Origin of the sequence: Flavobacterium sp. KACC 22758 (assembly GCF_028736135.1) — a bacterium.
Lineage (GTDB): Bacteria > Bacteroidota > Bacteroidia > Flavobacteriales > Flavobacteriaceae > Flavobacterium > Flavobacterium johnsoniae.
Window position 1 is genome coordinate 3,657,952 of sequence record NZ_CP117878.1, and the last position, 23,558, is coordinate 3,681,509.

The window sequence follows — 23,558 nt, forward strand, 5'->3', positions numbered from 1 at the left end:
ACCTTATTAAAAACTACTATTTGATAAGTCAGGGTCCAAATTACAGAGGGATTATCAATATCCAAAAATAATACTTCACTAATACAATAGGATTTAATGCAAGAAGCAGAAAATCATTTCATCCATTTGGAAGAATACATTATGAAGGAGTTTTGAAGCAGACACTTGTAAATAATAGAACATTTTTAAATTTATTTCATTAAATAATGAAAAAGGATATTAAAAAAACTAAAATTAATTAACCATCACAATACTCGAATCCGGAAAATCAATATCCAGAAATTTCTTGATCATTCCTGTCACAACATCGATCCGTGTTCCTATGATTATATTTTTGTTCTTAGCGAACCAGTCAGTCATTATCGCCGTTAGTTTGGGCTTTATGATTCCAGTTGACATATCCTCGGGATCGGTGAACCAGAGTCCGCAACCGCTGATGCCATAAAGGTCCGGGCCTGTGCCATAAGTGCCTTTACTACCGTTATACACGTGTTTTTTATTGTACGTCGCGATAACATTCACGTAAGGATTCCGCCCCAACTGTTCGTAATGCTCGGCTCCTATCGGTGCTGTAAAATGAAATAGCGTGGTGATGCAAAAAATGTCGGTTTTATATTTGACTTTTGTCTTGCTGGCGGGAAATCCAAGAAAAGCGTAATATTCCCAAGGCTGGAAGATGTGATTGATGGCCAGATCCTCTGCCTGCACAAAACTATAAGACCTCTTGATATGTGGCAGACACTCGTCGTCCAATCGGAGGACTGCAATATCCAGCTCATCCTTTTCGCGATTCTCTGTTCGATTGATGTAGGTATCACCACCCGGATATATTATCTCTTTTTCCTGAGACAGAAAAATAAAAAACTCTCCGTGCTTGTCCATAACATGGGCGGCCGACACAAGGAAATAGTGATTTTGAATCTGAATAAACACGCCAGTTCCATGGGCTTTATAACTATAGCTGGACTTGTCTAGCATGACAATGCACGTGCAGCTCCTTATTGCTTCGATACTGGCAAACTGCAGTTTTCTGTATGCTTCAGCAGATGTATCCATATAAAATTATATTAATTCTACAATTAATTTATTACCTGAAAAATAATCAAAAATCGGAAATATAAACAAACGATGACAAAGTTTAGGCATTTCAACTTCATTAAGAATATTTAGCCCGTACAACAATTTATAGAAGAGGATGACAATCTGCGGCACTGCTTATGTACTAACGAATATTATAAAAGGAAAAATTCGCTTATACTATCTATAAAAGTGCTAGGACAGTCCCTTAAAACCATAGAACTATTACTTAGAAAGATGGAAATCATCCAGTGCTGAGGATTGAAGAATAATTCTTCCAATCATCACAGGCAGATTGTGAACCTGATAAAGAGCAATCTTCATCAGCTAAAAGAGAAGATAAATAATAGAAAAATTGATGCATAATCTTAGAGCCGGTATTATTACGGGCTCTTTTTTTTTGCCGACGAAGACACTTTAATGCCATAAAGATCTGAAAGATGTATTGCTTTGGAAGATGAAAAACATTTGTAATACAACATCTCAAAAAAACAGATGAAAGTTAGATTAATTTGGCAAATATTCCTTTTTCAGTAACTACGCCAAATACAATCTGAGCCTCCTCTGTTTGGATCTCATCCAATTCTTCTGCTTTGCGAACCCTTAGATTATGATAATAAGCAAGTGTAGGAACTACTACTACGATCCTAACACTATCCATTTTCTTGGAAGATATTTTGGAAGTACCTTTAGCTAGTGAATCATTAATTTTTCGCATCAGTCTATAGACAGACATATTTGATGCTGAAATTACCTCCACGCCCTGTTTAGTTATAAAATCTTCAATTATAAAATCCGGAAAGCGATTGTTTCGTATTATTTCCTTATTTCCCTCCGTTTGTTTTAGCCATGCATAGACCGCCTCCTCCGCCTGGTATCCTTCCAAATCCAGAGGATATACATTTTCATTCAATTCTATTTCCATTATCTTTACTTCTGTAACTGCTTCCTCGGCAGCACCAAGTATATCTAAAAATTTCGATGATTTAATGATATGTAATGTTTTATCCTCCGTATAATTTTTAAACTCTGTTATAAGTTCAAATCTGGGATACAGGGACTGGCTATCACTCCTGTAAAACCAGTCATTCTTTTCATCTCCCGAAACAAAAACAATATCTTTATTTTTGTTTTTCGCTACAGCCAATATCGTTCTCCAGATTATCAGATCTCCTATCCCATAATCATCTTTCGCTTTATCCTTAAATCCAGGAGGAATATTGTGCTTGTTTCTTCTTTCCAGATCATCTATTAATTCATCTTGCGAAAGGTCAAGTTCTTGTATAATATTAGACTTGAATAACTCCTTATAGACTGCACTCACTGGATCATCCCAGCGCCATTTTTTCATATTTTCAAGAATATTGTCTATTTTTTTTGAATAATTTTTCTGTAGTTCCTGTATCTGCTTTTCAATATCTTTTGCTTCTTTGTACTCCGTCAAAGATTCGAGTAGCGGATACTGACCAGTAGCGGGCTTACTGATCTTGCTTTTCACCGCATTAAGCTGTTGAAATAATGTTTTCAAGTGCTCGGGCCTGTTTTTAGCAAACTCTCGGGCGACTTGCGCCGGGATTAGCAGCTGATCTTTTGCAATAAGTTTCGAAAATGCCTTTTCTATTTCTTCAAAACTTGAAGTTGAAGTTTTATAAGGTAGCAGCAAAACGTTTGTATCTATAATAAAAATACAGTCTTCTTTGATATCCTCAATTGATTTTATATCAACATTAAAGATGTCAGCAGCATTCGGATATATATCATGGTGCAGAAAAGCCTTTTCTTTGTCCATTAATGATGAGTTTATATTGACAGCTAATATAATATTTTTAAACGTGTGTGCTTCGCAGATGTTAAAGAAAAAATATAAATGCTTTTGTTAATTTGATAGAGTCATCACTGGATAGTTGAGTTAAATCGGTCATTCCAAACAAATTCATTATTTCTTTTAAAACCTTATAAAAAGCGAAAGCATTATTTTAATTATTACAGTAATAACTGGAAAAAACTATCTTTACAAAAACTCCATTTTTATCAATTGTAATGTAGTAAGTGTCTCTATACGAAACGCAAAAGACTGGCTAACTTGTAAGCGAAACTACTGATTTACTCAAGGTTAATTTGAAATATGGATTAGCCTGAAAAATGTCATAAATATTAGTTTAATGAGCTTTGTGGCAAAATCGTGGCACAATGTATTTTTTAAAATTTAAATCACAGCAAAATCAAGGCTTAATGGGTTTAGGTTCGAAACTGTATACGCATTTTTATTCTTATTTTACTGAGCTTCAAAATTGACTTATCTCTGTTCTGCTACCCTGCCACTTTAGCCCCGACAGAAGCGGAAATCCTTTTGCGCCGAACCTGGGCGTAAAAGATTGCTTCGCCGGTTCGCCAGCGCTTGGGTGAAACGCATAGATGGAACAGCTACAAAAAAATAAAATTAAAACTAAAACAGCGCAATACAATTGGCGGTGCTGCCCGCTCAGATCAGTGTAGCTTATCATAAAGGCTGCACCATTATAAATAAAACCCCTAATTTTGCTTTCACAAAAGAATTAAAGCAACGCAGCCTTGACGGTGCAGGAGATATGAAAAAATATGAAATAAAAAAACCGCCCAAGGCGGCCGGCCGATCTCCCGCAATGAACATTTTTGGAACTTATGTTCACCGGAATTCAAATTTTAAAGCTGATTTATTATATAAGATCTTTCTGCAGATCTTTCAAGAGTCTTATTAAATCTCTTATTTCATCTTTCTCATAAGGGCTTCTGGGAGCATCTGTATACTCCCGGGATAAGATTTCAATAATCTCTGACTGGACTGTAATGATCTCAATTAGTTTATCTGCTTTCATAATAATGGCTTTTAACCAAATATAATCACTAATTTTGATACTTTAAATTCAATAATCACAAATACTGAAAAAAGGCTTCCAGACTCTGCCTGAAGCCTGCACAAGGGGCAGGCAGATCAAATAGCCACAAGCCTTTGAATTACAATGTCCGATATATTCAAAAAACATATAGCCAAGTTCGCCAAGGTACCAGAGGATGACTTTGAGCAGATCATAAAATTCTTCGACATCAGTGAGGCGGGTAAAAAAGAAAATTTACTGGAGCAGGGACAGATCTGCCGGCATCATTATTTTGTCCTGGAGGGGCTGCTCAGAAAATTCTACATCAACGAGAAAGGCAACGAGCAGACCACTGAATTTGCCATAGAAACCTGGTGGCTCACCGATAACTTTGCCTACGAGAACCAGCTCCCGACAGAGTTTTATATTCAGGCAGTGGAAAAATCCACACTGCTCTGCATCACACCCGAGAAGCGGCAGAAGCTGCTGGAGGAGTTTCCGGTGATGGAGCGCTATTTCCGTTTTGTCTACCAGCGGGCTTATGCAGCGGCCCAGAAACGCATCAAATTCCTTTTCTCGTTCTCAAAAGAAGAATTTTATTTTCAGGCAGTCCGCAACCACCCTGAATTTATTCAGCGTGTTCCCCAATACCTGATCGCTTCCTATCTGGGATTCACTCCCGAATACTTGAGCGAAATCCGCAAGAGGGCTCTTTCTTAAACCAGTTTAAGTTTTTTGTTTTTCATATTATCCAATTTTGCATGGAACAATTTAAATGAATAATACCATGCAGAAACGACTAAACATCAAGCAGGCCGCCCCTGATGCACTCAAAGCGATGATCGGCCTTGAAAGCTATCTTTCAAAGATTTCCATCTCCAAAACAGCCAAAGAACTCATAAAGATCCGCGCCTCGCAGATCAACGGCTGCGCCTACTGCATCAACATCCACACTCAGGACGCGGTAAAAAACGGCGAGACAAACCAGCGTATTTTTCTCCTGAGCGCCTGGAGGGAAGCGGGGGATATTTTTACAGAAGAAGAAAAAGCAGTGCTGGCGATAACGGAAGAAATAACATTAATACATCAACAGGGATTATCAGACCAGACCTATTCAAACGCCGTGCATTTTTTCAGCGAAAACCAGATTGCAGATATCATAACTGCCGTAATTACCATAAATCTTTGGAACAGGGTTGTACTGAGCACCCGACTGCCTATAGGACAAAGTCTGGCATAAAACTGCAAACAAGTGCGGGCTTAGACTCCATAAAAAACTTTAGAATTATAATCAGATCTGATAATAATGAGCCCGTTTGTTTCGGGCTCATTTCTTTTCCAGGAATACCAAAGCCAATCAGCAGCATCACAATTCAAAAATAAGAACTCAGCCCCGGAAGCATATGAATAAAATAAAAAAAGATTTCTTCTAAAAACTGCCTTTTAACACGGCCTTTCCTTTCAACAACCCAATTAAAGCATATCTGAAAAATCCCTTATAAATAGACTCAAAAAGCCATATTGACAATTTGGAGTTGATACCATTTATGCCACAAATATTTGAGGCGAATTTACAGTTTTTTTTCAATGAGGAACGTTTTGTGGTACAATCATCGCACATCGAATTCTGAATAGGATATACTAAATAAAATCAATACTTAAAAAGACTAAATTCGAGTATATTAATCGGACCTTTAGCCTGCGACCAATTCTTCAAATACTCGTCCCTTTCAGCAATCTTCCCGTTCACCGGCCAAAATCAAAAAAAATAAGTCTACTAAAAAAAACAACTAACTAACTAACTAACTAACTAACTAACTAACTAACTAACTAACTAACTAACTAACTAACTAACTAACTAACTAACTAACTAACTAACTAACTAACTAACTAACTAACTAACTAACTAACTAACTAACTAAAGAAGTTGTTTAAAAACTGAGGCACACTTTTTTTCTGTTCATTCACTTATATAACATAGTACTCCAGTATTGAAGTAGTCCAACTAACTCAAAGCGGAACCTCTTCATCCGCAACAAATTTGCCATAAATCATCTAAAATCTATTTTGAAAATAGACGATTAGTTTTGTAGCAAAATGATGGTACTTCGTGTTTTTAAAAAGTACTAATCCAGCAAAATAAAGGCTTAACGAGCTTAGGTTCGAAACTGTATACCCACATCAATTATACAGTTGTACTCAGCGGACTGGTCAGGGATACCTATCAGATTGTCCTGTTCAACGATACTGAAGAAATGCTGTCGCTCTATCAGGCAATGGAAAGGATGAAAACCCACTACGGATTTGACGTCGTGAGGAGATGCGCATGCGTCTCTTTCAAACCTAACAATAAACACGAAATTTTAAAACGCAAAAAATAAATCATGTTTCTCAACTGCCATGCCTATCATTCCCTGCGCTGCGGCAACATTCCGCTGGATGATTTTCACTGTGACAAATGTTCTTTTCGAGAGAATTATTGTTTGCAGCAAAGCAGCTTGATGCAGCAGCTATGCTGCATATCAGTATTTGAAGCATATACCCGTATGATATTGGATCTGCCTGCTTGTCTGATTGCTATTTTATAACTGGAATTCATTATTCTGTAAAGAAAATTGTACCTCTCCGCTATAATTTTGCTAAAGAAGCATTATGCATCCAGAGAGCTGCAGCGATCCTCCCTGCGGGGCAATCCCTTAGCGGCACGCGATAGCAAAAAAATAATTTAAAAATATAATGTGATGAAAACAGATAAAAAGGAAAATGAGCGTCAGAATTACAAAAATTTCCAAAATACAGATTCAGGCAAGCAGGGAGAGCAGAAAACCGCCTCCCCTTCCGACCACCCTTTTACAGAGAATGCCGAACCCGATTACGCAGATGATCTGAGCACGGAAGAGATCGGCAGCGGATCCGACCACCAGAAACCTTCAGACGCGGACCCGCAGAAATTAAAAGTCCGCAATTCAGACGTGCAGGACAGTGATAAAGACAGTAATCCATACGATTCAGAAAATCTTGATAATGAATCCGACAGCGGCTCGAAAGATATAACCGAGAAGGACATTGAAGAGGATCTTATAAATAATGATCCTTCTGAAGGTTTTGAAACTGACATTGACGCGCCCCAGAGTGATGAAACTCAAAGTGGCGGCTTCGAAACCATTGAACCCGATCACGATAACCCCGTTAACAAGGAATTTGAAATTGGGGAACTTGGCAACGAAGAGCTTAAAGAAGATGAACGCGTCAGAGATGAAACAGATAATGGTGCAGTCCACAATTACAGACCATCCCAACGAAAATTTTGATACACTTACCTTTTCTTTCCATATAAAACAGTTACGAATAACGGTTTTTTTATATGATTTCGTTTTTATAACCGCATCAGAGAGCTGAGGCCAAACTATATTTAAGAATCTGCCTATTGCTTATTACGCATACTGTTAAGTTGGAAATTAAAGACCATCTGCTTAAAATTATATAACAAAGTGCAAAAAAAAATATAAGCTCAGAATTTTAGAGTACATTATTTTTATTAAGTGAAGTACTTTTAAGCTAACCCCAAAAAAAAAATTATGAAAGCACTATTTTCCAAAGTTGTTATACTATCGGTTTTAATGGCGGCGCTGCACATCAGCTGTGAAGCGCTATGCGAAGATGAAAATGATGCCTCGAACCGCAAAGAAAATTATATAATCAAAAACGACTCACTTACTGTTTCAAAAAATTAATGACTGCCGGAAAGCTTGGCAGCTCTCAGTCGCCTTATAACAGTTTCTGAGTCTGCATATTTCCCCATCATGATGCCTGCTAAAGTGCGCACAGCAATGACCTTTGCATTTAATTGGCTGACAGTTAAAACAATAATAATCTGAAAATAATGTAATTAAACAGATACAGACTGTAATATAATCCGGCTCTTTCTACCGTAACTTTACTGCTCTTTAAATTACAAGAAAGAAAAGACTGCAGATAAAGCAGCATTTATTAACTATCTAATTTTAACATTATGATACCACAAGAAAACTACGATACTTACCGTCAGGACGACAGTCTGTATCATATGGGGGAAGAATCCATCCAGTCCGAAACCATGGAACATACCGATCCGGGCGTGAACCAGCATTATAAGGACGAAAGGTCTGCCGACCACCAGCCTACCGAACTGGATCATGACGATGCCGACAGAAGAACTTTAGATGAATCTGAAGCCGATGAAGATGATGAGGATTAAAGATATTACTTTTTCCGAGAATGACCAAAGTATATAAGCCTGCGTGATGCAATCATCTCGCAGGCTTTTTTAATCTATTATTTTACGGGGCGGCAATTAATCTGGCAGCTGGTCAATGCTGACTGGTTCTATCCTTGCCTTAGCATTCATATGGTGCCTGTATCGGCTTGAAGTTTCATAGGCCAGTTGTCTCACCCGCATAATATTGCCCAGCGGACGATGATCAGCCAGGCTGTGAAACGGATTAAAACTCAACGTGTCGTCTGCATACACACGGCGCTCGGGACTGAAAGTTTGCTGCGGATGAAAAGTAATTTTACTAACAGGCTGATAAGGACTCTGGTCCTCGGGCCACTGCACGGATCCGTCTTCCACGGGCATGATTTCCAAATCGGTGCAGAGCTGTGCGCCGATTTCATATTCCGCTGTAGCAGACTGGAAAAAATCAGCTACAATTTTTGTTAAAAAAGCGTGCTCATCTGCGTCGATAATATCCTTATCAATTTTCTTCCCCGCTAATTCCTTTACATTATCCGAAAGCGGCTTAACATTTATTTTGGCCACATAATCCCCAAAACGAAGTGCTGCCATACTGAAATAAGTATCCCCAAGGATATGCGGTCCCGGTGCGCTCAATTGATTGGTATCATCAGCAAGACCTACTGCGGCAAGTACATTCTGCACCCCGACAGCGGCCTTCTGCGCGATTTCCTGAAAGAGCTCCCCGCTTTCGGCCTGCTTTTCCAGCCCCTCCTGCATCTTGAGGTATTCCTTTATCGTTCCGGTTGGAATGACAGGATAATTTACCATAAGAAAGTCCTGGGTCACAGCGTCTGAGAGTTCTGGCAGCAGCTTTTCTCCTTCCACTCCGATTACTTTTATGGCCATACCCCTGAATGCTGACATTTTATCGGGTACGATGGAGCCCTGCGCCGTTGATAAGCGCACAATTACTGGATAAGTTCCGGCCTTGGCAAACAACCCCTGCGCCAGATGTTCGGGCAGGTTATCATATACCTTAAGCTCGCCTTTCAATACAGCATGGCTTTTGGCATGCGCATCGCGTATGGCATGTCGGTATTTCTCGTACATAAGGCGGTTAACCCTTGCCATCGAATCCACGATCTTCCGGCTTATTTCAAGTTCATCGGGCTGTATTACTTCGATCGAATCGCTATAAGGAATATACTCTATCATGTATGGTATGTTATTGTTTTTTAATCTTTTATTTTTTTACAGGAACAAACACGGCCTGCTGCAGGGAAAACTTTTTTGATGGTACGTTATTACCTTCAGTAAGTTCGCTGAAATTCGCATTCATGATCCAGGTTTCACTGCCCGAAACAGCCGCAGTAGAAGGAAAGGCAAAACGGTCTTCTACAGAAGTGGATTCCGAAACCTCCGCCTTAGTCCAATTATCGGTGCTTTTAATCTTGAATATTTTGTTTACTCCTCCATTCTGCACTAGTGTCAAAGTGGAATTGTCATTTAAAAGCATACCGTCTGCGCTTGGAAAGAACTGGTCTATTTTTACCTTTGTCCCGCTATTGGGATTTGAAATCGGCAATTTTATAAGTGCTCCTTTCCCATTGTTTGCTACCAGCAGAAAACCTTCCGGATGATAAACAATTCCATTGGGTCCGACTCCTGCTGTTTTAAGCAGTTCGTTTGTGCTGAATACTGACGCTGTTCCTTTTGCGTCCACTTTATACACAGCATAGGCATAACTATCTGTGATATAAGCATTCCCTTCTTTGTCAAAAGCCAGGTCATTAGGAAAATGTTCTCCAGCAACAAGGCCGCCCAGATCAATATCATTTAATTTCTTACCTGTTTTAAGGTCAAGGATAAGAAGCCTTGCCATTTTCTTTTTGGTATCAGGCGTGCTGAATTTGCTGTAGTTGGCATCGCCTGCACAGACAAACAGCCTTTTTCCGTCGGGATGTACTTTAAGCCCATAAGTTGATTTTAGGGTTTTATCGGTATATAATTCCGAATACCTGCCCTCTTTGGTAACTTTTCCAACGGTACCCAGTCTTGCCGAGGATACATAAAACGCATTGGCAGTCTGATCGAAAGCCACTCCCTCGGGATAACTTTCAGGCGCTTCAAATTCAATGCGTTTTGTCGGCTGCTGAGCCCATGTTAACTGAGCCGCTAACAGTAGTATAATATATTTTTTCATCTTTATTTTTGTTTGAGTGCGTAAATAATACCATTTGCATCATCTGAAATATAAACCACATCAGAACCGATCGCCAGTCCTGCGGGTCTGCCGAACCGTTCGTTGCCGATTAAAAATCCCGTTAAGAAATCTTCAGACCCTGTGGGATTGCCCTTGCTGTCAAATTTGATGCGTTCCACTTTGTAACCGCTCGGATTTTGTCTGTTCCATGAGCCGTGCCAGCATACCAGTGCATCTCCTTTATTTTTACCGCTGTCGAAAAATGCAAAAGCAATCGGGGCGCTGTGCGCGGGGAAATCCATTATAGATGCCTGAGTTGGTTTGACCCAGCCCTCCTTGGTATTGCCCACAGGGTCTTCCCTGCTCTGGTCCACTTCCTTCTTGCCGTAGGCGAAAGGAAATCCGTAATTGCCTCCCATAATAATCTTATTTAATTCTTCGGGAGGCCAGTCGTCTCCTTTAGTGTCTCCGCCGTTGTCCACACCCCACATTTCTTTGCTCTGAGGCTGCCAGTCAAAACCGATGGTATTTCGAAGCCCTGACGCATAAAGCCTTCTTTTCCAAGTCTGCGGGTCCACCTGCAGCATGGCGGCAGTTTCCTTATCGCTTTCCTTACAGTCGTTGCAGACGCTTCCCACTGAGATATACAATTTGCCGTCAGGCCCGAAATCCATCGTGCGGTTCGCATGCTGCCCGCCGCTCGGCAGATCTTTAATCAGCGTATCGGCGGCCTTGCCCAAAGTTCCATCCGCATTTAATGCATATCGAAGTACTTTGTTGTTATTGCACAGGTACATAAAATCATCTTTGGCCGTAATGCCGTGTACTCCTGGAAAATCAGCTACACGTGTCATATCGTCGAACCTGCCGTCGTTGTTGGTATCGGTCAGCATCAGCACATCTCCCGCATCGCGTCTTGTAACATAGAGCTGGCCTTTTTTGCCGATGTACAGCATCCTTGGTTTTCCAAGTCCCGTCGCGGCAGGGGTCGACTGCCAGCCATTTGCCGTTTTAAGGCCCGATGCGAGTGAGGAACTGTACTCAAGATGGGTAGGGAAATTGGTAATGGTCACTTTCTTGGTATCTTCTTTAGGAGGTATGCCTTTCTGGCCGTAGGAAAGCAGCCCCATCACACATAGAAATGCAGTAAACTGGTATTTCGTTTTCATATAGCGTAAATTAATTAGTTCTTAATAGCTGCGCAAATACCTTAAAATAAGAATATTAGTCTGGATTTGCGTATCCAAAAGTATTACCAATAAATAGTAATCAATTACAAGATATGCTCTAATACTTATAGGATTTACATCATATGGGAAAATTCAAGTAGGACTGGAATGGGTAAAATGGGTCTGGCAGGCAGAATTGAGTCCTGACTGGCAGTACTAGATAGTGAGAGAGGACGAAAATTTTTCTAAACTAAATTTCCTCGTCGGTTATTGGATGTATTAATCTTTGATTTAGCAAATTCGTCCAAAATCAGCTGTACAGATCTTTCTACATCTTTTGCGATAAGGGAAGATTCCAAAAGGTAATTGTCGACGTAATCAAAGACAGTCTTTTCTGTTTCGTCCAATTTTCTGATCGGATCTTCCCCATTGGACGAAGCAAAAGTACTTTCGAGATGTATTTTCAAATCGTTTTCAAATTTTTCTAATAAATCTTTCATTTATTCTTGTAATTTTTAAATGTTCCATAATAAAATAAGTATAATATCATATATGAAAAAAAAAACAGTACTCCAAAACTTGAATCAGCTGGCCATCTCTTATAAATTTTTAATACAAATAATATAGGCTGACTGCAGGCCTGACCTGTAAATTTCACCTTCCTTTCGATGAGCTGTAGATTATATAACTTGCGAGGTACTGTCTTTGTATTTATTAACCGGATTACAATACCTAATCTGAACTTCAGGTAATTCTGCATACTAGTACCGCTTATAAAAAAGGCCCGTACTCACAGTACAGGCCAACTTTTATATTATCGTCATTAGTGATATTATTCCTAGGCCTAATCTTCCTCGTTTGCATCAAAATTGATGGTATTATAGGCTGCCTCGGTAAGCAGTGTATCTGCTTCTTTTTCCTCCGCCAATGTTTTCTCCAGCAGCAGTACCGCATCATCTTCGCCAAGTGTAGTTGCAAAAGCTGCCAATGTACCGTATGTTGCAATCTCGTAATGCTCAATTTTCTGAGATGCTGCTATGATTCCTGCGTCACGAACAGATCCTGCTTCGGTTTCTTCCATAATGCTTTCTCCTTCCTTGATAAGTCCTTCCATTGCGTCGCATTTCTTGGCCGCAGCCTTCTCGCCAATTAAAGAAAAAACCTGCTCCAGTCTTTTAACCTGTTCTTCTGTAACGCTAAGATGATCGTTGATAGCAGTTATCAGGTTCTCGGAAGTCGCATTCTTAGCCATCTTTGGCAAAGCCTTAGTCAGGGCTTTTTCTGCCCAGTAAATATCTTTCAATGAATCTACAAATAGTTCTCTTAGTCCATCGGCAGCAGTCGATTTTGCTTTTACTTTTCCATCTGTGCTCTTAGATGCAGTTTTTGCAGTATTTCTTGATGCAGTATTTCTTGATGCAGTACTTTTGGATGCCGTACTTTTTGCTTTATCCGCCGTAGTTTTTTTTGCTGTAGTTGCCATAATTTTTTAATTTAATATTATATCCAAATTTACAAAGCCATCAACAGAGAGCCTTACATAATGATCCGTTATATCTTACAGTATTCAAACCTCATAGCAATATAAATCAGCAGGTTACAGACGCGAACTAATACATCGGAAACAAAAGCTGCCAATAATTATTCGAACCTATTACACTTAAAAAACACTAAAGGCTGCTAGTATTTTGAAGAACCAGTTTACTTGAAACCGCCGTCGCGCTTACTATGTGTGAGAAAAACTATAAGAAGCATAAAATGTGGCAGCAAGCACCATGGATGCACGATTTTTTTAAACGTTTAAATTCCAAAAGATAGAAGGATTGTGCACACAAAAAAACCTGCATCCAAACAGGATGCAGGTTTAAATAGAAATATAAATAATCAACCTTGGCAGCTATTTACTGCCTTTACTGTTAGATGTTGAATCTTTGTTTATGGTTGTAGTCCCTTTTTGCGTAGTTCCATCCGAACCAGAACCAGTCGAACCCTCGCCGGTAGCACCAGTTGTTCCATTTGTACTTGTACGGGTCGTATCCGAGTCAGCTCCAATGCTGTCAACAGCTGCCTGCGTTGAATCTGTTTCATCTGCGTATGGATCTGTGCTGGAATTCTGATTGTTTTTACAAGATAGCACCAGGGTAAAGATCAGTGTAAGGAATGAAGTTTTTAATATTGTTTTCATAATGTCCTATTTTAGTTTCAATAACCTCAAAGTTAATATCTTAAAAGTTGAGATCGTTATATCATTAAATGAAGTATTTACAGATTTAGTACTTTAAACAATTAATAACCAGAGCGATAATTATATTTAACGCAATCGGTTTTTAGATATAATAAGCATGACGCGTTGAAGAATTATTTCTATTTCCACGGATCAAGTACTACTTTTACACATCCGTCTTCACGTTTTTTGAAAATATCGTAAGCATGTGAAATCTCACTCAACGGCAGTCTGTGCGTTATTATGTCTTCTAGCTTCACCTTTCCCTGAACCACATATTCTAAAAGTTTATCAATGTGTTTGTGAGCCGGAGCCTGCCCTCCTTTTAGGATTATCCCTTTATCAAAAAACTGTCCTATCGGAAAATTATCATAGTTGACAGGATAAACACCCAAAACAGAAACAATTCCGCTTCTTCTTACGGCGCTCATGCAGGCTTCTAAAACTTTTGTTGATCCTTTTTCGAAATTGATGGTTGCCTTAATACGGTCAGCTAAATTACGGTCCGGTTCAAATCCAACCGCGTCAATGCAGACATCTGCGCCGCGGCCATTTGTAAGAGAACGGATCTGTTCAACAACATCTTTAGGCCCATCCTGCCATAGAATTGTGGTACAGCCCGCTGTAGCTTTAGCTTTATCGAGTCTAAACTGAAGTGTGTCAACTACAATGACCTGCGCCGCGCCTCTAAGCCAGGCGCTTTTGGCCGCCATGATACCAACAGGTCCCGAACCAAATATCGCTACGGTTTCCCCGCCCTTGACTTCCCCCCAGTCCACCCCGGTATAGCCTGTCGGGAATATGTCGGTTAGAAAAAGAAGCTGCTCATCACTTAGATCTTCAGGAACAACTCTGGGTCCGTAATTGGCATATGGTACGCGCACATACTGTGCTTGACCTCCGTCATATCCGCCATAGAGGTCTGTATAACCGAAAAGTGCCCCGCCTTTCTCTGTGAGAATTCCACCCTCAGGACCGTAATGTTCGGGGTTGCTGTGCTCACAGTTGCCCGGAACATCGTGATTGCAGAAAAAACAATTCCCGCAGGCAATCGGGAAAGGAACCACAACTCGGTCCCCTCTTTTCAGGTGGGTGACAGCCGAGCCCGTTTCCTCCACAATACCCATAAATTCATGGCCAAGCACCATGGGAGTTGTTGGCATGGCACCAGAATAAATATGCAGATCCGATCCGCATATTGCCGTGGAAGTAACTTTTAGAATAATATCATCCTGTGCTATGATTTTTGGATCTTCTACCGTATCATATTTAATCGAACCAGGTCCGTGAATAACTGCTGCTTTCATGATGTCCTTTTTAAAATTAATTGATAGCTAAGTAACTATAATTTAAGGCATTAATTTTACAGGATCAGTTTAAATTCTTACAGATAAAACACTGTTGTTCAGGTATGATCCCCGCTCCGCATCACATATTGGCAATAACCTGCAGACAATTTTATGTTAGTGAATCAGCCTAGAGGATCCGTCATTGGAACGCGCAAGAAAGCCCAATAGGCATAGTATGCTTCCAATTTCTTTCTACAAGCTTTTTATTTTACTGTCTCCGTTCTCTTTCTGGAGACCAGCTTTGGTCCAAAGCCATTTCAGGAGAGTAATCAATTACTATGACCAATTCTCGTCTTTGGAAAATCTTGTAAGAACTAGTACAAATTATGTAAGAAGAAAAATTAATGATATGCCGAAATTTGATATAAACCAATTGGATGATGGATGCCTTTTTTAGAAATTACGGCCTATTAACTTATTTCCTTCTGCTCTCTATAGGAGCGGTTGTGACTGGTTTTGTTCTCTTTAACTGGGAATAATTTTAATGTGCTTCTAAATACAGGCTGAATCTCTCATTCCCTATTCACTGGATATCACTTTTTATAAACTAAAAATGATCAATATGCATACAGTTACACCATGGAGCGCAACTGCCCAGGCAGATATTGAAAATAGTGAAATACTTTTGGAGAAAAAAATTCATTCTTCCACGTATCAATTTTATAATACGGGCGATTCGCTTTGGATTGTTGCTATAATGCCCTGTACTGGGAAAATAGCCTTTCGTGCCGCATTTGCCATGAACAGCTGTTTTGAAGTTACCAATCTTTTTGAAGACCAGGATATTGTAATCGTAGTACTCAATTCCAGACTTGGCAATTATGAGGTCCGTATTGAATTTCCCTCTGCTGAAACACCAGTTTTGCATTACACCACATCCTTCAATGCTAATATTCCTCTCTTGATGCCATTTTGGCCGAGGGACATAATTCCGCTGACGCAAAGCGGGAATATTGCTAATACTGCCGGAACAATTCACATGGAACAGTTAGGATCCCGCTCCGGACTTCTTTTTGCGAGCATTACAAAACCGCAGACAGGTTCGTTTTTTTATTTTCAAAACCTTACATCACTATCCGAGTATTGTGAAGCTACGGAAACGGAATCCAAAAATACAGTAGGCGGAAGCTGGCCCGAAATCGGGTTTCAACTACCGACCACTGATAAACTGCCTCTTCCGGCGGGAAAAGCCTTCACTATCTCGAATGCCTATGTCGTTTTTCACACTGAGATATTTGATCAGACAACAACAATCTGCGAGCATTTTTTAAATAATCTGGTCACGGTATATAAACTGCTTGAACAGCCGCGGATCGAATACCACAACTGGCCGGAAATCGCTCAGAAAGTGGTTTCAGATTTAACGACTAATAAGGGTTCCTGGACACAAAAGCTAGGACACCCCTATTTAAATGCCTACTTATGCGACTATGAAACGCCGCCCGAAAGTATGGTCCAGCTTGCCGTATTGGCTCCTTTTAAAGAATATAAAAAATGGGGCGGCGAAAAAGAGCCTATCTGCGAAGATTTAATTAAAGGATTACCTGAATTTTATGATGAAAAAATAAACTGCATAAACCGCTGGCTTCCCTCGATGGTTGACAAACTGGATCAGTCCGAAGAGCAGAAAAAAGAAATGGTGATGGATTCCTGGTATCTGCATCATCCATTGATGAATCTGGCCAGACTTGCCTTATGGGGTGATAAAACTTCAGAAAAACTTGTGCTTGACTCGATAGAATATGTTATAAGAACGGCACACCATTTCAATTATGAGTGGCCTGTATTTTATAATATGGAAACCCTTGAGGTCATCAAAAAAGAAACGGCACCGGGAGCTGGAGGAGAAAGGGATGTTCCAGGGGCATACGCGCATTTGATGCTGCTGCTTTTTAAGATAACTAAAGAAAAACGATACTTAAACGAAGCAGAAAAAGCGGCAAAAAAACTGGAAGGACTCGGATTAAACATTCTGTATCAAGCCAATAACACTGCTTTTGCAGCCGGGGCTTTATTGGAATTATACAAAATTACCAATAAAAAACTTTACCTCGATTTAAGTTACAGATGCCTGACGGGATTATTTAAAAATATTCAGCTTTATGACTGCAGATACGGATTTGGTAAAAATTATACCAATTTCTTCTCCATTTTTCCCTTGAATGATGCCCCTTATACCGCCGCATATGAGGAGATGGAAGTCTATGCAGCATTGTCAGAATATATGGTTCAGGCAGAAGATGTTGAGATTCTTCCGGCACTGAGAACACTAATTCCCGAGTTTATAAAATATGCTGTCGGCAGGATTGCCTATTACTATCCCGCTATGCTCCCTTTTGATATGATTTCTGAAGAAGTTAAAACCGGAGAAGTTCAGGCTGATCTGTGGATTCCACTTGAAGATTTATACAACGGCTGGGAGAAAAGCGGTCAGGTCGGTCAGGAAGTCTATGGCGCCGGAATGGCCTTTGGTGTCGTGCCAAGGCAGTACATCAAAATTGGCGATGAGTTTCTACTTTTTGTTGATTATCCCATTATTCACCAAAGTAAAAGGGGAAATACAGTCACCATAAAATTAGATGGTGATAAAGACTTGAACTGCAATTTAAAAATTATAAAAATTAAAAACAGCAGCATTAAAATGGAGGTCTTGCAGGATAAGCAAACACAAAAACCTTTTACAGCAAATGCGAATATACACGAGTATAAAATTTCAGGCCGGGGTACCGTAAAAATTCAGTGGTAATTTTTGATCCTGCAGTTTAAAGGTCCAGAATGTAAAAATGAACCTAAAGATCTACAGGAAAGAATGATCGCAGATATGTTTTTTTTTAGTATGTGCATCTGTATATAGTAACATGGCATAGATAAAACCAGATTTGCGCACCAATTTCATACTATGACACTGTATTACCGTGACATTTCAATTTGGTATGCCGGACAGAATAGATAATAATAACTTAAAAAAAAAAAAAAAAACTTATGGAAAAATTAACAAATTACTTTGGACAGAACATCAAGGATAAAAAAATAGTTATAACGGGTGGAACAACCGGAATAGGAAAAGCAATTGCCGATGTCTTGGTTTCTCTTGGCGGGCGCGTACTTATTTTTGGAAGGGATAAGGAAGATTTTGAAAAAGCCGTTGCAGATATAAAAAAGCAGTTCCCGGACAGCGAACTTTACGGTACTCCCGCAGATGTTACCAAAAAGGAGGACATTGACAAAATACTGTCAATAGCAGATACCAAACTCGGTGGAATAGACATCCTTATTAATAATGCGGCCGTTGCAGCCCCGGGACTAACAGAGGAAACTTATGAGGATTATAAATATGCGATCGATACCAACATTACCGGTTATCTTGCCTTTGCTCAGGCAGCTGCTGCACGAATGAAAAAGCACAAATCAGGACATATCATCAATATCGGGTCAATGAGTGCGGAGAGCCGCACGCCTGAAAGCACCATTTATGTAGCCACAAAAACAGCCATTCGCGGATTCAGCACCTCACTTCGCAAGGAACTAAATCCTCTTGGGATCAAGGTTTCCCTTATTGAACCGGGCGCTGTGACAAGTGACATGCAGACCGATCCGAAGAAAGTGCAGCATGAGAAAGTTGAGAAACTGGAGATGCTGGAAGCTTACGATATTGCAATGAGCACTTTGTTTTGTCTCTCGCAGCCAAAGATGCGATATCGTCACGATGCAGATCCGTCCGCACCTGCAGATCATTTAATAGAAACGCATTTATTCTGGCTTTTGATAAAGATCCGTAAATATATATTTCATGGATATAGATACAGTTTTTTAATCCGTTCTCAATAATTTCCCCAATCACCTTGGCACAATCTTTTTGAAATCTTAAATTTGGCAAAATCAAGTTTAAATAAATATGGTTTCGAATATTTCCAGATTTGGAGTTGCCTTCAATTTTGCCACAAAAAGTTAAATCGGTTTTTAAAGATATTTCACCGGTCTAAGTTTTGTGGCAAAATCGTGGCGCATTGCCTTTCCATAAAATAGGAATCCAGGAAAATCAATTGCTAAAAAGCTTAGGTCGAAACTTATACAAATATTTACAAGGCAGTGGCTAAGCTGGAAAAAATTAAAAAGCCTGCAGAAATTATATTTCTGCAGGCTTTTTGAATTAATAATAACCATTTATTTTAATTAAGAACCTACTTTGCTGGCGGCGGAGTCATGGTTTTAGAGGTATCGGTCCCAACAGTATCGGCTGGAACCGTACTGATGGTATCAGCCACAACAGCAGAGCTGTCTGCATAAGTATCATTGGTTTCAGCAGGAACTGTCTCATTTTTTTTACACGAAATGGAAAGCCCTGCAAGCACCAGCAGAACTGCAAACCCAGATTTAAAATTGATTTTCATAACAATATATTTTTTTAGTTTGAAATCCCAAGTTAAAAGAAAACCTGCTTATATTCTTACATAATTTCAGTGTTTTATTACAAAACTTTATGATAGAATTCTAAAAATTAGCAAGTTTTTTTTAAATAGACGCCGTTACACTATTACTGAAACCAGCAGCACGGCAATAAAGAATACTATTGAAATGACCATTGCATTTATTATAGCTCCTTTTCTCTTCTGTGATTGCTGTGCACGGTCGATGATGTGCTTTTTATTGCTTTTAAATAGTTTCATTACGCTGTGATTTTATAATTTTAAAGAAAACGTAAAAATACTGCCCCATGATTTAAAAAGCTTACAGCTTTAAAATCAGGTTTTTCATAATTGGAACATCCTGCATTCCTGTTTTATAAAATAGCCAGCTGGGAAAGAAAGCCCTATTTTTTTTTTGACAGAATGCTTACATAATTAAAAATCAATAAATTAAATCCTTCCGTATGTGCAGAAAAAGATCCTTGTTTCAATGAAAGGCCGAAAATTGAAAACAAATATTTAATCGGCTCTAAACCTGCTGTTTCTGCAGAGCATCAGAACAAGTGTCACCACAATACACGAAGCGCTTCCTTCAAATAAAAGGCAAAGGATATAGATGGGAACCGAAGGTTCCGCTCCGAACATAAAGGTCTGGGATAAGGATTCAACGTAATGGTCGCCTCCCCGGGCATAACTGTAGATCATAAGTGCAGCAAGACTAAGCACTACGCCTATAAACGAAGTAATCATGGCTGATACCGCATTAAAAAGAAAATTATTCTGTCCTTGGGCAAGGTTAATGTTTAAAATCCTGTTTACGCCGTAAAATATAAAAAACACATTCAATAAACGCAGATAAAATACATGGGAGAGATTCAAAAACTCCATGAGTAAAAAGAAAAGCGCAACTCCTGCAAAAATGATCAGGCCGCTGCTTAATTCCTTAGGAACAGTGGATGAGTATGCTGTTTTCATAATAATTAAATTTTATTCGTATAAACTTCAAATTTAACACAGCTTTTCCCCGCTGCGTTATAAAATTAAAATACAGCTCTTACAAAATACACAGTACTAAATCACTGATAATCCAATAATTGCAATTGAAATAAATACAATACTAAAATAAAAAAAATGAAAGAATTGCAGTTTTCTGATTTTCTCTGATGCGCATAAAGTTTACAGCGCACGTCCGCCGACAAAAAAAGCCCCTCAAAATTCAAGGAGCTTTCTGGCAGCCGGCGGGTGCCTGAAATGGTATGCGGTAACTAACTAAATCATTGTACAGAACCTTCAGACGAACCCCGCCGGTCCCCTGTTTTTTTTTCTGACTGATTAAATTGCTGTTTACCTTTACCAGTATATAGCAAATTTACCAAAACCTAAGGCAGATCACTTACAGTATATCCTTTTAGAATTACAGCTTTTTAAGGCTTAAACCCATTCTTTTGACAATTTGATTTAATCATTCTCCGGATCTGGCGGCGTACAAATGGTATTTATACGTCCTTTTTATAAAAAAAAAAGCAGCACGCTTTGGCCTTAACGATATAAAACCAAATCATTCTGGCAAAAAAGTACAGGTCAAATACGGGCAAACAGCTGGGCTCCAGAATAGTGAAAACCCTGATCGAAAACAGAAGCCCGGCGGGCTGTAAAAGCAATGCCGGCCTTGTCTGATATATGGTTTTGGATTATTTTTGCAGCATGAATTACGAAGATATAAAAAGACATTTTGAAGCGTTTCCTCCTCCCCTTGAGGTGGAATGGAAGCCCTGGGCAAAGATTACAGATACGCAGCTTTTTTTGAAGAGCTGCTACATCGGCATACGCAATTTCAACGGTCCTGTAGAGAGATGCCCGGCCTGGTGGCATCTCAAGGATTTTTACCTGCACATCAAACGCACCATGCCCAGTCAAGGGAGTCCTGAAAAAGAAACTGCCCCTGAACAATAAAGCCCTGTCCTGTAAGATCTTGTCTGATTAAAAATCCGCAAGCATTCAGATCCCTCATCATTATTTTTATCTTTAGCAGGCTGGAAGTTTTTTTTCCATCTCTTTTCTTAAGCTCTTAAGGTCCCTGTCCAAAATCCCTTTTAAAAGATCTTTCAATTCCATAAAGGTAGGCGGTTTTACGGCATAATAATCCGCCCCTAGATTATAGGCGGTCCGGATATGCATCGCACTGCTGCTGGTGGACAGCATGATAATCTTTATATTTTTGAAATCGCTGCCGCCGTTTCGAATTTCTTTAAGGCATTCAAATCCGTTTTTTCGGGGCATATTGATATCCAGAAATATCGTTTCAGGAAGATGCTTCGCCTTTTCAAGGGTTTCCAGCAGTTCGCAGCCGTCTGCCGTCTGCACTACCAAAATGGGCAGGTTTAATTCTTCGACTGCATCAGCAAACAGCAGTCTGTCATCTTCGTCATCTTCAGCCAGATAAATAATCTTCTCCCAATTCTGCTTTTGTGGCATAGCTTTTAAATTTATAGTGCAGCAGGTAAAAATAGATCTGAAAGCCGCAGCGGTTAAAAAAACTTAGGTCTTAGACTATTGAAAATAGAATTACATTTTTTGGTGGTAACTGTAAAGATAATTCTTTTTTTCTAAAAGAAAAAACTTTCAAAAAAAGATGATTCCTGTGGGCTGAAATGCCTGTTTGGAAAAATCCAAATATGCTGGCGGCGGCGGTTTAAAAAAATCCAAAATAAAGACCTGCCGTAAATTCTGAATAAAGTCTTTCTGCTTAATTGCAGCATAATCCAGACCGCCCCTAAAATCAGTATTTTGATTTTTTGTTATTATTTAGAACATAATATTTTTAAAAATTGTTATCATCTGTACTAATTTTGACAGGTATAAATGATATAGATTATGAACCGGGCTATTGTACACATTGACATGAACACCTTTTTCGTCTCCTGCGAAAGGCTTACCAATTCAGAGCTTAATGGGATTCCGCTGATTATCGGCGGGGGCGAGCGCGGCGTTGTGGCTTCCTGCTCTTATGAGGCGCGGCGTTTCGGGGTGCGCTCGGCAATGCCCATCCAGATGGCGCTCAGGCTTTGTCCGCAGGCCAAGGTTATGAAAGGCGATATGGAACTCTATTCAAGGCTCTCCCATGACGTTACCGAAATCATTCAGGAGAAAGCCCCTGTGGTGGAAAAGGCCTCTATTGATGAATTTTATCTTGACATTACCGGAATGGACAGATTCTACGGAAGCTACAAATGGACCGACGAGCTGGCCCGCCGCATCACAAAGGAAACCGGCCTTCCCCTCACCTTTGCCCTTTCCATCAATAAAACGGTATCGAAGATCGGAACAGGTGAAGGAAAACAGAAACAGAACCTGGAGATCCCAGAACATCTGGTGCAGTCTTTTCTGAACCCGCTCTCGATCCGTAAGATCCCGATGGTGGGTGACAAGACCTTCCAGCTCTTATCCCGAATCGGAATCCGCACCATCAAGACCCTTTCTGAAATGCCAGCCGAAGCGCTCCAGCGCATGATCGGCCAGAACGGCATTGAACTCTGGAAAAAAGCCAATGGCATTGACAACAACCCCGTGGAACCGTATACCGAAAGAAAGTCGATTTCCACCGAGCATACTTTTTCACAGGATACCATCGACATGGATAAACTGGGAAGGGTTATCCTTGGTATGGTCGAGAAGCTTTCGTATCAGCTGCGCTCCGAGCAGTGGCTCACCTCAACGGTTACGGTCAAGATCCGGTATGCCAACTTTGATACAGAAACAAAGCAGTGCAGGGTGCAGTATACCTCGGCAGATCATATCCTGACCCAGACCGCAATGGATCTTTTTGGCAGGCTCTACCAGCGCCGGATGCGCCTGCGCTTGATTGGGGTGCGTTTCAGCGGACTGGTGCGGGGAACCTATCAGATCGACCTGTTTAACGATACCCAGGAAATGCTGGCGCTCTACCAGGCTATGGACCGGATGAAAAACCGTTACGGTTTTGATGCGGTGATGCGGTGCGCCGGTGCTTCCTTTAAGCCCAATACCAAAGACGAAATCTTAAAACGTAAAAAATAA

23 protein-coding genes are annotated in these 23,558 nt (G+C 40.0%); 9 read left to right on the top strand and 14 right to left on the bottom strand.

Annotation, left to right across the window (positions count from 1 at the left end; genetic code table 11):
• Positions 1–234 precede the first annotated feature (234 nt).
• The 3 genes from PQ462_RS15405 to PQ462_RS15415 all read right to left on the bottom strand — a co-directional run bounded on the left by PQ462_RS15405 (position 235) and on the right by PQ462_RS15415 (position 3,932).
• A complete protein-coding gene (locus PQ462_RS15405) occupies positions 235–1,056 on the bottom strand; it encodes a hypothetical protein (RefSeq protein WP_274250652.1) in 822 nt (273 codons plus the stop codon).
• Positions 1,057–1,579: 523 nt separating this feature from the next.
• Positions 1,580–2,866, bottom strand: coding sequence for a PIN domain-containing protein (locus PQ462_RS15410; protein WP_184160562.1), 1,287 nt, complete (start codon positions 2,864–2,866; stop codon positions 1,580–1,582).
• A gap of 907 nt (positions 2,867–3,773) precedes the next feature.
• Positions 3,774–3,932 (bottom strand): hypothetical protein, encoded by a 159-nt coding sequence (locus PQ462_RS15415; RefSeq protein WP_184160561.1) that lies wholly within the window; start codon positions 3,930–3,932, stop codon positions 3,774–3,776.
• A gap of 144 nt (positions 3,933–4,076) precedes the next feature.
• On the opposite strand from PQ462_RS15415, the gene PQ462_RS15420 reads away from it, so the two are divergent.
• The 5 genes from PQ462_RS15420 to PQ462_RS15445 all read left to right on the top strand — a co-directional run bounded on the left by PQ462_RS15420 (position 4,077) and on the right by PQ462_RS15445 (position 8,169).
• A complete protein-coding gene (locus PQ462_RS15420) occupies positions 4,077–4,652 on the top strand; it encodes a Crp/Fnr family transcriptional regulator (protein ID WP_207296813.1) in 576 nt (191 codons plus the stop codon).
• Positions 4,653–4,719: 67 nt separating this feature from the next.
• Complete coding sequence (locus tag PQ462_RS15425; RefSeq protein WP_274250653.1) at positions 4,720–5,172, top strand: carboxymuconolactone decarboxylase family protein; 453 nt, start codon at positions 4,720–4,722, stop codon at positions 5,170–5,172.
• A 1,501-nt stretch (positions 5,173–6,673) separates the two neighbouring features.
• On the top strand, positions 6,674–7,243 hold the full coding sequence (locus PQ462_RS15435; RefSeq protein WP_274250654.1) for a hypothetical protein: 570 nt from the start codon (positions 6,674–6,676) through the stop codon (positions 7,241–7,243).
• A gap of 267 nt (positions 7,244–7,510) precedes the next feature.
• Positions 7,511–7,666: a hypothetical protein gene (locus tag PQ462_RS15440; protein ID WP_184160553.1), complete on the top strand. Its 156-nt coding sequence runs from the start codon at positions 7,511–7,513 to the stop codon at positions 7,664–7,666.
• Positions 7,667–7,944: 278 nt separating this feature from the next.
• The gene (locus PQ462_RS15445) at positions 7,945–8,169 is read left to right on the top strand and encodes a hypothetical protein (protein WP_012024726.1); all 225 of its coding nucleotides are present in this window, start codon (positions 7,945–7,947) and stop codon (positions 8,167–8,169) included.
• Between the two features lie 96 nt (positions 8,170–8,265).
• On the opposite strand, the gene PQ462_RS15450 is transcribed toward PQ462_RS15445, so the two are convergent.
• The 7 genes from PQ462_RS15450 to PQ462_RS15480 form a co-directional block, all read right to left on the bottom strand.
• Positions 8,266–9,366, bottom strand: coding sequence for a catalase family protein (locus PQ462_RS15450; protein WP_274250655.1), 1,101 nt, complete (start codon positions 9,364–9,366; stop codon positions 8,266–8,268).
• Positions 9,367–9,394: 28 nt separating this feature from the next.
• Positions 9,395–10,354, bottom strand: a complete 960-nt coding sequence (locus PQ462_RS15455) for a beta-propeller domain-containing protein (protein WP_274250656.1) — start codon at positions 10,352–10,354, stop codon at positions 9,395–9,397.
• Between the two features lie 2 nt (positions 10,355–10,356).
• Entirely contained in the window at positions 10,357–11,523 is a 1,167-nt protein-coding gene (locus PQ462_RS15460) for a PQQ-dependent sugar dehydrogenase (RefSeq protein WP_274250657.1), read from the bottom strand.
• Between the two features lie 245 nt (positions 11,524–11,768).
• Positions 11,769–12,023: a hypothetical protein gene (locus PQ462_RS15465; protein WP_274250658.1), complete on the bottom strand. Its 255-nt coding sequence runs from the start codon at positions 12,021–12,023 to the stop codon at positions 11,769–11,771.
• 344 nt (positions 12,024–12,367) lie between these two features.
• Positions 12,368–13,006 (bottom strand): YciE/YciF ferroxidase family protein, encoded by a 639-nt coding sequence (locus PQ462_RS15470; RefSeq protein WP_274250659.1) that lies wholly within the window; start codon positions 13,004–13,006, stop codon positions 12,368–12,370.
• A gap of 414 nt (positions 13,007–13,420) precedes the next feature.
• Positions 13,421–13,708, bottom strand: coding sequence for a hypothetical protein (locus PQ462_RS15475; RefSeq protein WP_219071278.1), 288 nt, complete (start codon positions 13,706–13,708; stop codon positions 13,421–13,423).
• 179 nt (positions 13,709–13,887) lie between these two features.
• Positions 13,888–15,054 carry a zinc-dependent alcohol dehydrogenase gene (locus tag PQ462_RS15480; protein ID WP_149207793.1) on the bottom strand — a complete coding sequence of 389 codons (1,167 nt, stop codon included), beginning with the start codon at positions 15,052–15,054 and terminating at the stop codon, positions 13,888–13,890.
• Between the two features lie 604 nt (positions 15,055–15,658).
• Between PQ462_RS15480 and PQ462_RS15485 the strand changes: the two genes are divergently transcribed.
• Positions 15,659–17,842: a hypothetical protein gene (locus PQ462_RS15485; RefSeq protein WP_274250661.1), complete on the top strand. Its 2,184-nt coding sequence runs from the start codon at positions 15,659–15,661 to the stop codon at positions 17,840–17,842.
• A 236-nt stretch (positions 17,843–18,078) separates the two neighbouring features.
• On the top strand, positions 18,079–18,924 hold the full coding sequence (locus PQ462_RS15490) for an SDR family oxidoreductase (RefSeq protein ID WP_274250662.1): 846 nt from the start codon (positions 18,079–18,081) through the stop codon (positions 18,922–18,924).
• Positions 18,925–19,277: 353 nt separating this feature from the next.
• Here PQ462_RS15490 and PQ462_RS15495 read toward each other — a convergent pair whose 3' ends face one another.
• The 3 genes from PQ462_RS15495 to PQ462_RS15505 all read right to left on the bottom strand — a co-directional run bounded on the left by PQ462_RS15495 (position 19,278) and on the right by PQ462_RS15505 (position 20,477).
• Entirely contained in the window at positions 19,278–19,487 is a 210-nt protein-coding gene (locus PQ462_RS15495) for a hypothetical protein (protein ID WP_044047735.1), read from the bottom strand.
• 135 nt (positions 19,488–19,622) lie between these two features.
• Positions 19,623–19,763 (bottom strand): hypothetical protein, encoded by a 141-nt coding sequence (locus PQ462_RS15500; RefSeq protein WP_179005270.1) that lies wholly within the window; start codon positions 19,761–19,763, stop codon positions 19,623–19,625.
• A 258-nt stretch (positions 19,764–20,021) separates the two neighbouring features.
• Positions 20,022–20,477, bottom strand: coding sequence for a hypothetical protein (locus PQ462_RS15505; protein WP_149207796.1), 456 nt, complete (start codon positions 20,475–20,477; stop codon positions 20,022–20,024).
• Positions 20,478–21,206: 729 nt separating this feature from the next.
• Here PQ462_RS15505 and PQ462_RS15510 point away from each other — a divergent pair.
• Positions 21,207–21,455, top strand: coding sequence for a DUF6965 family protein (locus PQ462_RS15510; protein WP_274250664.1), 249 nt, complete (start codon positions 21,207–21,209; stop codon positions 21,453–21,455).
• Between the two features lie 72 nt (positions 21,456–21,527).
• On the opposite strand, the gene PQ462_RS15515 is transcribed toward PQ462_RS15510, so the two are convergent.
• Positions 21,528–21,977, bottom strand: coding sequence for a response regulator (locus tag PQ462_RS15515; protein ID WP_149207797.1), 450 nt, complete (start codon positions 21,975–21,977; stop codon positions 21,528–21,530).
• 399 nt (positions 21,978–22,376) lie between these two features.
• Here PQ462_RS15515 and dinB point away from each other — a divergent pair, with 399 nt between their 5' ends.
• The gene (gene dinB / locus PQ462_RS15520; protein WP_274250665.1) at positions 22,377–23,558 is read left to right on the top strand and encodes a DNA polymerase IV; all 1,182 of its coding nucleotides are present in this window, start codon (positions 22,377–22,379) and stop codon (positions 23,556–23,558) included.

Bases quoted from the DNA above. Each gene is read 5' to 3' on its own strand.
- PQ462_RS15500 (WP_179005270.1), bottom strand. From the start codon at position 19,763: ATGAAACTATTTAAAAGCAATAAAAAGCACATCATCGACCGTGCACAG.
- PQ462_RS15485 (WP_274250661.1), top strand. From the start codon at position 15,659: ATGCATACAGTTACACCATGGAGCGCAACTGCCCAGGCAGATATTGAA.
- PQ462_RS15480 (WP_149207793.1), bottom strand. From the start codon at position 15,054: ATGAAAGCAGCAGTTATTCACGGACCTGGTTCGATTAAATATGATACG.
- PQ462_RS15440 (WP_184160553.1), top strand. From the start codon at position 7,511: ATGAAAGCACTATTTTCCAAAGTTGTTATACTATCGGTTTTAATGGCG.
- PQ462_RS15470 (WP_274250659.1), bottom strand. From the start codon at position 13,006: ATGGCAACTACAGCAAAAAAAACTACGGCGGATAAAGCAAAAAGTACG.
- PQ462_RS15515 (WP_149207797.1), bottom strand. From the start codon at position 21,977: ATGCCACAAAAGCAGAATTGGGAGAAGATTATTTATCTGGCTGAAGAT.
- PQ462_RS15460 (WP_274250657.1), bottom strand. From the start codon at position 11,523: ATGAAAACGAAATACCAGTTTACTGCATTTCTATGTGTGATGGGGCTG.
- PQ462_RS15495 (WP_044047735.1), bottom strand. From the start codon at position 19,487: ATGAAAATCAATTTTAAATCTGGGTTTGCAGTTCTGCTGGTGCTTGCA.
- PQ462_RS15405 (WP_274250652.1), bottom strand. From the start codon at position 1,056: ATGGATACATCTGCTGAAGCATACAGAAAACTGCAGTTTGCCAGTATC.
- PQ462_RS15425 (WP_274250653.1), top strand. From the start codon at position 4,720: ATGCAGAAACGACTAAACATCAAGCAGGCCGCCCCTGATGCACTCAAA.
- PQ462_RS15505 (WP_149207796.1), bottom strand. From the start codon at position 20,477: ATGAAAACAGCATACTCATCCACTGTTCCTAAGGAATTAAGCAGCGGC.
- PQ462_RS15465 (WP_274250658.1), bottom strand. From the start codon at position 12,023: ATGAAAGATTTATTAGAAAAATTTGAAAACGATTTGAAAATACATCTC.
- PQ462_RS15510 (WP_274250664.1), top strand. From the start codon at position 21,207: ATGAATTACGAAGATATAAAAAGACATTTTGAAGCGTTTCCTCCTCCC.
- PQ462_RS15445 (WP_012024726.1), top strand. From the start codon at position 7,945: ATGATACCACAAGAAAACTACGATACTTACCGTCAGGACGACAGTCTG.
- PQ462_RS15475 (WP_219071278.1), bottom strand. From the start codon at position 13,708: ATGAAAACAATATTAAAAACTTCATTCCTTACACTGATCTTTACCCTG.
- PQ462_RS15435 (WP_274250654.1), top strand. From the start codon at position 6,674: ATGAAAACAGATAAAAAGGAAAATGAGCGTCAGAATTACAAAAATTTC.
- PQ462_RS15420 (WP_207296813.1), top strand. From the start codon at position 4,077: ATGTCCGATATATTCAAAAAACATATAGCCAAGTTCGCCAAGGTACCA.
- PQ462_RS15455 (WP_274250656.1), bottom strand. From the start codon at position 10,354: ATGAAAAAATATATTATACTACTGTTAGCGGCTCAGTTAACATGGGCT.
- PQ462_RS15410 (WP_184160562.1), bottom strand. From the start codon at position 2,866: ATGGACAAAGAAAAGGCTTTTCTGCACCATGATATATATCCGAATGCT.
- PQ462_RS15415 (WP_184160561.1), bottom strand. From the start codon at position 3,932: ATGAAAGCAGATAAACTAATTGAGATCATTACAGTCCAGTCAGAGATT.
- PQ462_RS15490 (WP_274250662.1), top strand. From the start codon at position 18,079: ATGGAAAAATTAACAAATTACTTTGGACAGAACATCAAGGATAAAAAA.
- dinB (WP_274250665.1), top strand. From the start codon at position 22,377: ATGAACCGGGCTATTGTACACATTGACATGAACACCTTTTTCGTCTCC.
- PQ462_RS15450 (WP_274250655.1), bottom strand. From the start codon at position 9,366: ATGATAGAGTATATTCCTTATAGCGATTCGATCGAAGTAATACAGCCC.